The following is a 2,442-nucleotide window of genomic DNA, read 5'->3' on the forward strand; positions in this document are numbered from 1 at the left end:
AAGCCGTCCGCGAGCCCCTCCGCCGGTGACAAGGCCACGGACAAGGCGACCGACAAGGCGACCGACAAGGCCACGGAGAAGGCGACCGACGGTTCCGCGTCCGGTACGCCGTCCGCCACCGCGACCTCGCAGGGCCGCGCCGTCACGGACGGCCTGAAGGCCGACGCGACGCCGTCCGCCACCGCGAGCGACAAGGCCGACGACAAGGCCACGGACGAGCCGAGCGACAAGGCCTCCCCGTCCGCCTCGGCGGACCCGGCCACCACGGCGCTGCAGAAGAAGTTCACCGACCTCGACTGCTCCGACAAGGCCGCCCGCACGAAGGTGAACGAGGGCGCCAAGCCCGGCGACACCATCGTGGCCTGCGGCAAGGACTCGTCCGGCCAGTGGGCGAAGTACATCCTCGGCCCGTCCGAGGTGAACGGCAAGGACGTCAAGAAGTCCCAGGCGGTCATCAACCAGCAGTCCGCCCAGTGGGTCGTCAACATGGAGTTCACGGGCTCCGGCTCGAAGAAGTTCGCCGCGACGACCGGCAAGCTCAAGGACCAGCAGTCCCCGATGAACCAGTTCGCCATCGTGCTCGACGGCGACGTGGTCTCGGCCCCCAGCGTCAGCTCGGTCCTGAGCTCCAACGCCGAGATCTCCGGCAGCTTCACCCAGCAGTCCGCCCAGGACCTGGCCAACGTGCTGTCGTACGGCGCCCTGCCGCTCACCTTCCACGAGCAGAGCGTCACCTCGGTGACCGCCGCGCTCGGCGGCGAGCAGCTGCACGCCGGTCTCATCGCGGGCGCCATCGGCCTCGCGCTCGTCGTGATCTACCTGGTCGTCTACTACCGGGGCCTGTCGCTCGTCGCGCTCGCCTCGCTGCTGACCTCCGCGATCCTCACGTACACCCTGATGACGCTGCTCGGCCCCGCCATCGGCTTCGCGCTGAACCTGCCGGCGGTCTGCGGTGCGATCGTCGCCATCGGTATCACCGCCGACTCGTTCATCGTGTTCTTCGAACGGATCAGGGACGAGATCCGCGAGGGCCGCTCCGTGCGGCCCGCCGTCGAGCGCGCCTGGCCGCGCGCCCGCCGCACGATCCTCGTCTCCGACTTCGTCTCCTTCCTCGCGGCCGCGGTGCTCTACATCGTGACCGTCGGCAAGGTGCAGGGCTTCGCGTTCACGCTCGGCCTGACCACGCTGCTCGACGTCGTCGTGGTCTTCCTGTTCACCAAGCCGCTGATGACGATCCTGGCCCGCGGGAAGTTCTTCTCCGGCGGCCACAAGTGGTCCGGCCTCGATCCCAAGCGCCTCGGCGTGCAGCCCCCGCTGCGCCGCTCGCGCCGCGCCGCCCGTCCTGTCGACCCGAAGGAGGCGTGAGATGTCGAAGCTCGGCACTCTCGGCGCCAAGCTGTACAACGGTGAGGTCGGCTACGACTTCATCGGCAAGCGCAAGATCTGGTACGGCGTCTCGATCCTCATCACGATCACGGCCATCGTCGGCCTCGTGGTGCGCGGCCTGAACATGGGCATCGAGTTCGAGGGCGGCGCCGTCTTCACGACGCCGAAGACCACCGTCTCCGCCGCCAAGGCGGAGGAGTACGCGGAGAAGGCCTCCGGCCACGACGCGATCGTGCAGGAGCTGGGCAACGGCGGCCTGCGCATCCAGGTCGCCGGCGTCGACACCGGCAAGTCCGACCAGATCGCGGACTCGCTCTCCAAGGACCTCGGCATCTCCGCGGACAAGATCAACGCGGACCTGGTCGGCCCCAGCTGGGGCGAGACGATCGCCAACAAGGCATGGCAGGGCCTGGCCATCTTCATGGTCCTCGTCGTGATCTACCTGGCGATCGCCTTCGAGTGGCGCATGGCGCTCGCGGCACTCATCGCGCTCATCCACGACATCACCATCACCGTGGGTGTGTACGCCCTGGTGGGCTTCGAGGTCACCCCGGGCACGGTGATCGGTCTGCTCACGATCCTCGGTTACTCGCTCTACGACACGGTCGTCGTCTTCGACTCCCTCAAGGAGCAGACGAAGGGCATCGAGAAGCAGAGCCGCTGGACCTACAGCGACATCGCGAACCGCTCGATCAACGGCACCCTGGTCCGCTCGATCAACACCACGGTCGTGGCGCTCCTTCCGGTCGCCGGCCTGCTGTTCATCGGCGGCGGCTTCCTCGGCGCCGGCATGCTGAACGACATCTCGCTGTCGCTCTTCGTCGGTCTGGCCGCCGGTGCCTACTCGTCGATCTTCATCGCCACTCCGCTGGTCGCCGACCTCAAGGAGCACGAGCCGAAGATGAAGGCGCTGAAGAAGCGGGTGCTCGCCAAGCGCGCCGCCGCCGCGGCCCAGGCGGACGCCGCCCCGGTCCTCGGCCACCAGGCCGACGGCGGCCCGGGCGCCGAGCCCGAGGACGCCACCCCGGCGGGCGCGGGACCGCGCAACCAGCCGGC

At 68.9% G+C, this 2,442-nt stretch carries 2 protein-coding genes; both read left to right on the plus strand.

The window, feature by feature from the left end; all coding sequences use genetic code 11:
* Positions 1 to 1,365: protein translocase subunit SecD (gene secD / locus GTW43_RS21730; protein WP_161303691.1), on the plus strand; the 1,365-nt coding region annotated here is incomplete at its 5' end.
* 1 nt (position 1,366) lies between these two features.
* Positions 1,367 to 2,442 (plus strand): protein translocase subunit SecF (gene secF, locus GTW43_RS21735; protein WP_161303692.1); only part of this gene is annotated, 1,076 nt, incomplete at its 3' end.

The sequence above is a fragment of the Streptomyces sp. SID5785 genome (genome assembly GCF_009870065.1).
GTDB lineage: Bacteria > Actinomycetota > Actinomycetes > Streptomycetales > Streptomycetaceae > Streptomyces.